The following is a 5,374-nucleotide window of genomic DNA, read 5'->3' on the forward strand; positions in this document are numbered from 1 at the left end:
CTAAAGCCTAAAGCCTAAAACCTAAAGCCTAAAGCCTAAAACCTAAAGCCTAAGTAATTGGGTGTCTAGATGGCTGGTATGATGGCTGTTGATGGCGATCGCGACCACCTCAGTACCAAACACCTAAATATAAAAAATATTCATGAAAATTTTATTTGTCGCGGCGGAAGCTGCACCCATAGCCAAAGTTGGTGGTATGGGCGACGTGGTGGGTGCCTTACCTAAATTCTTGCGGAAAATGGGACATGACGTCCGCATCTTCATGCCATACTACGGCTCCATAGTCGGTAAATTAGATATCCCCTCCGAGCCTGTCTGGTGGGGATATGCCATGTTCAATCACTTTGCCGTATACGAGACAGTTCTCCCCGGTACCGACGTCCCCCTGTACTTATTCGGGCATCCAGCCTTCGATCCGCAACGAATCTACGGCGGCGAGGATGAAGACTGGCGATTTACCTTCTTTGCTAATGGTGCAGCGGAGTTTTGTTGGAACTATTGGAAACCAAATATCATCCACTGCCACGACTGGCATACGGGGATGCTGCCCGTGTGGATGCACCAAGATCCCGATATCAGCACGATCTTTACCATTCACAATTTAGCTTATCAAGGGCCGTGGCGGTGGTTCCTAGAGCGGATTACCTGGTGTCCGTGGTACATGCAGGGTCACAATACCATGGCCGCAGCGGTGCAATATGCCGATCGAGTCAATACGGTGTCACCAACTTATGCCGCCCAGATCCAGACGATCGAATATGGTGAGAAAATAGAGGGGTTATTATCGTTTATTAGTGGCAGGCTATCGGGAATTGTCAATGGGATCGATACAGAAGTTTACGACCCGGCCAACGATAAAGCTTTAGCGCAAACTTATACTGCCAAAACGATCGAAGATCGCGTCAAGAACAAAGCCGCACTCCAGCAAGAAGTCGGCTTGGCGATAAATCCGGATACTTTCCTCGTCGGTATGGTATCTCGCTTGGTAGAGCAAAAAGGCTTGGATCTGATGCTCCAGACACTCGATCGATTTTTGGCTTATACGGATGCTCAGTTTATCGTCTTGGGCACTGGCGATCGCCATTATGAGACGCAACTATGGCAATTAGCCTCGCGTTATCCAGGACGGATGGCAACTTATCTCCTCTATAATGAATCGCTCTCGCGCCGGATTTATGCAGGTTCGGATGCCTTCCTGATGCCGAGTCGCTTTGAACCTTGCGGGATCTCCCAGATGTTGGCGATGCGTTACGGTTGCGTACCCATCGTGCGTCGCACTGGCGGATTGGTAGATACCGTCAGCCACCACGATCCGCAACACCAAAAGGGTACGGGTTATTGTTTCGATCGCTATGAAGCGTTGGATCTGTACACTTGTATGGTACGTGCTTGGGAAAGTTTTAACTACAAACCCCAATGGCAAGCACTCCAACAACGCGGGATGGAGAGTGATTTTAGCTGGGATAAATCCGCGCAAGAATACGAGCAGCTATACAAATCAGTGATTAATGTTTGATTAGAGCGTAGCTAGAAACCCGACTTTTTGAAAAAGTCGGGTTGATGGGGAGCCAAAAAATGCAAATTTACCATAACATTCCCGAAGCACAACTCTCATCACCATAAACTTGTTCGATCGTTATCATCATGCTTTCGTACTTGACTAAATTACCTTGTTCCTTGAATAATTTAGCTGCAAATCGCCAATCGATGATAGCCTCTTGTTCCCCATATAAATCTCGATAGGCATAACCGCGATTGGAATAAGCCAAAGCAAAATCGGGTTTGAGATCGATCGCGCGATTGTAGTCAGCAATTGCACTAGTATAATCTTTGGCTAAGTAGTGTAAAAAACCGCGTCTGTAGTAGGGAATTGCCAATTTAGGATCGATTTCGATCGCGCGGGTATAATCGCTGTGTGCGTTCGGGATCTCGCCCAGCCGATAGTATGCCACACCCCGACTACAGTAAGCCATCGCCCGATCTGGCTCCATCGCAATCGCTTGGTTATATTCTGCGAGTGCCCCCAAATAGTCATGATGATTGCACTTAGTATTGGCCGATGATAGCAGATCGCTAATTGTTGTGACTTGAGTCGGAGGATAAGTTTGCTGAGACATGTATTAGTGGTGTTTGTGCTGACTATTGGTAGCCTAAAATCCAGCCCGTGTATTAGCAACCATAACCTGTAAAAATCTCAGTGTCGAGGGGGTTACGTCACATCAAAGTTGATACTTTAAAGGCAACATTGAGAGATTTAAATCTTGCTATCTAGTCACTATTTGGCATATGTTATAGGGCACACAAAAACGACAAAGAATAACTTATCGATCGACGTTATAATTCTCTGTCCTTCTGAATCAGCAGACACTATAAAGGACGAAAACGGGTAATTTTCAATTCTCAATTCTCAATTCTCAATTATGACTTACCGCAACCCTACACCGACAGTAGACATTATTATCGAACTAATCGATCGACCCCACCGTCCGATTATCGCGATCGAACGGCTCAATCCGCCCCATGGCTGGGCATTACCAGGCGGATTCGTAGACTATGGCGAATCATTAGAAACAGCCGCCATCAGAGAAGCTAAAGAAGAAATCGGGCTAGATGTGCGCTTGATCGAACAATTTCATGTCTATTCCGCACCCGATCGCGATCCTCGCCAGCATACGATCAGTCTCGTTTTTATCGCCACCGCCACCGGAAATCCGATCGCCCAAGACGACGCCAAAACCGTCGGCATTTTCAATGCCTGGGAAATCCCCTCAGAATTATGTTTCGACCACGGCCAAATTATCGCCGATTATTTCCAGTACCGACATTACCAGATCCGACCGGGAATTAGAGGATAGGAAATAGGGAAATAGGCTCGTCATCTGTTATATCCACTCATACTCTGTCAATAATTGATGTCTGTAATAGATCGATTTTTAGGGAAGTTGAAAAATTTTTACCAGGCTCTTTTGAGAAACTGCCATCGTTTTACCATCGGGACTGAGGGCAAAATCTCTTGCTAAGAAGCTGGGGATAGTAAGCGTTTTTATCGGCTTACCAGTTTGGAGATCCCACAGCTCGATACTTCTTTCGGTATGAATGACGATTGTTTGTCCGTCAGGTCGATAAAATGCCGCTCTTGCCATCCCAATGTTAGAAATGGTGCGGACGATTTTGCCCCGATCGATATCCCACAGGTAGAGATTTTTGTTGTGAATTTCTAAGAGTTGTTTGCTGTCAGGCGAGATTGCCATCGCGGTAATTTGCTTGCCATCGTTACTGCCAAAAGATTTAATTAGTTTGCCAGCATCGAGATCCCAAACTCGGATCGCATTATTACGGGGATTGGGAGCAAAAATTAACATTTTGCTGTCTGGACTAATACAGACTGGATTACTATTTATGCCTTCCCAAGGCATGAGTTCTGACGAAATTGTCTTTGATAATTTATAGTCTGGGAGATTCCAAACTAACAAATCAGAATAGGTACCCTTTGCTGAAAATCCCACTAGCTTTTTACCATCTGGCGTAGGATAGACCTCATTTCTAGCATCGAGACGGTGCTGGATCTCTCCAGTTTGCAAATCGCGAATCTGAATCTGTCTTGGTGCCGCCATAATTAGCTGTTTACCATCGGAGTTAAAGGTCAATCTATCCACCATATCGTTGAGAGTTTGACCAGATAATTTGAAGGTTTTGGTTATCTGTTGGGACTGAAGATCGAAAATCCGAATATCTTGTTTGCTGCCGATCGCTAAACCACGACTATCGGGAGTAAAAGCCATGTGTTGGACAAAGTTTTTATTGCGATCGTAGCCGGAAATTTGGGCGATTAATGGGAAAGAAGTGCCAGCTTCGCTCTTAGTAATTTTCGATAATTGGGGAGTTGGGGTAACGAGAGCACCATAGATCGCCATTGACATTACTAGATAAACTACGCCTAGGGCGATCGCGAAATTGCGAACGGTAAATTTTCTCTGCCATTTAGCACCTACAAAACAGCCAAATAAAGCTCCAGCGATCGAACCGATCGGGGTTAATGTTATCAGTAATGTATATAACCACAGGACAGAATAGCCTCCGCCATCGAGTGAGCTGCGATCGGTTTGGATGGGAATAAACACGATTAGCATCGTACCGAAAAAGGAGCCGAATATCGCTGATAAAACTAGGCGCGGTGGTGGTGGTAGGTTTTTCGATTTAGCTCTTTTGCGCCTAATCAGATCGACGATCGTGCCAACAATGCCACCAACGACCGCCCCCACGACGATACTCGCAATGGTACTAAAAAGTAGCTTAGGTAAGACAATTTCAAAGATAAAGTCGATATCCATTGATTTTATACTTTAGATCGAACACTAATTTGGATAGATTTATAGCAACAGGAAGCCAGATATAGACAAAACGAAGGATCGAGAAAGAGTATAAAAAAGAGCTTGAAACATCATCGATTCAAACTCTCTCATACTTTAAATTACCTTTATTTCAAAACGATCCTAGTCAAATCATTCACAAGTATAAACTGTGTCCGAGACACCAGAAGGAGATGAAATCCTAGCCTTGCCGTTGCTAAGCAGAGTAATATTCACAATCCGATTCTCATCCGATGTTCTGAGGATATGTTGCTTGAAGCCAACAGTAGCTTCGCCATTGAAAAGCGCACTAGCAATGCCATTGGCCGCAGCTTTACCAGCAGTCCCACCAATTTGTTCTCCCACAACTGCACCAGAGGGGCCAGCTAAATACGTTCCAGTAGCTTCACCCAGAAGAATACCTAACTTCTGACCAGCCGCTCCAGCATTGGTCAAGATTACTCTATCGATAGCATCAAAAACTTCGCGGAAATTATTGGGATCGGTGTAACACATTTTACCATTAGCAAATTTGAATTGAACTCTCCACCAGTCTTTACCTGTTGTAAACACGCCAGTATTGTATTTGACTTTTAAAGGGGAAGTTAATGTGCTACTACCATTTGGTAAGTTTGCCCACGTGCGGTTTTCTTTAAATACATCACTATATTTGTGCAGTATTGTGGCATGAACGATAGTTTTGCCTGTAGAATTAACGATGATTGCATTAGCTTGGCGTGTGGTGCTAGCACTTGCCGAATTTGGAGCAAGAGCACTGGTCGAAGCACCTAACAATATACCTAAAAATCCTGCTGCGATCTTTTTCATTTTGTTTTGATGACAAAGTGTGGTTTTAAAAATGTCAGCGCGATCGCTAGCATTAATTGCAGTAATAGCAGTCAAGAGAGTATTCGCAATACTAGTAATTTGAAAGTTGAATTTCATGGGAGATCGAGTTAATTAGTATTTGGTAATTTCCGCAAGAGGTAGAGGAGAAAATCGATTTCTGCTGCGCTCTTTTTGGA

Annotated in this window: 5 protein-coding genes; 2 read left to right on the top strand and 3 right to left on the bottom strand. The window is 44.6% G+C overall.

What is annotated here, in order from left to right:
- Positions 1–142: 142 nt before the first annotated feature.
- Complete coding sequence (glgA, locus tag C7B77_RS23140; RefSeq protein ID WP_106310474.1) at positions 143–1,516, top strand: glycogen synthase GlgA; 1,374 nt, start codon at positions 143–145, stop codon at positions 1,514–1,516.
- A 67-nt stretch (positions 1,517–1,583) separates the two neighbouring features.
- Here the strand turns inward: glgA and C7B77_RS23145 are convergent, their stop codons facing one another.
- Positions 1,584–2,117: a tetratricopeptide repeat protein gene (locus tag C7B77_RS23145; RefSeq protein WP_106310477.1), complete on the bottom strand. Its 534-nt coding sequence runs from the start codon at positions 2,115–2,117 to the stop codon at positions 1,584–1,586.
- Between the two features lie 303 nt (positions 2,118–2,420).
- Here C7B77_RS23145 and C7B77_RS23150 point away from each other — a divergent pair, with 303 nt between their 5' ends.
- Positions 2,421–2,855 carry an NUDIX domain-containing protein gene (locus C7B77_RS23150; protein WP_181243983.1) on the top strand — a complete coding sequence of 145 codons (435 nt, stop codon included), beginning with the start codon at positions 2,421–2,423 and terminating at the stop codon, positions 2,853–2,855.
- 78 nt (positions 2,856–2,933) lie between these two features.
- Here C7B77_RS23150 and C7B77_RS23155 read toward each other — a convergent pair whose 3' ends face one another.
- Together C7B77_RS23155 and C7B77_RS23160 are read right to left on the bottom strand one after the other, a co-directional pair.
- Positions 2,934–4,331 (bottom strand): WD40 repeat domain-containing protein, encoded by a 1,398-nt coding sequence (locus C7B77_RS23155; RefSeq protein WP_106310483.1) that lies wholly within the window; start codon positions 4,329–4,331, stop codon positions 2,934–2,936.
- Positions 4,332–4,502: 171 nt separating this feature from the next.
- On the bottom strand, positions 4,503–5,294 hold the full coding sequence (locus C7B77_RS23160) for a hypothetical protein (RefSeq protein WP_106310486.1): 792 nt from the start codon (positions 5,292–5,294) through the stop codon (positions 4,503–4,505).
- Between the last annotated feature and the right edge of the window lie 80 nt (positions 5,295–5,374).

The sequence above is a fragment of the Chamaesiphon polymorphus CCALA 037 genome (assembly GCF_003003845.1).
Taxonomy (GTDB): domain Bacteria; phylum Cyanobacteriota; class Cyanobacteriia; order Cyanobacteriales; family Chamaesiphonaceae; genus Chamaesiphon; species Chamaesiphon polymorphus.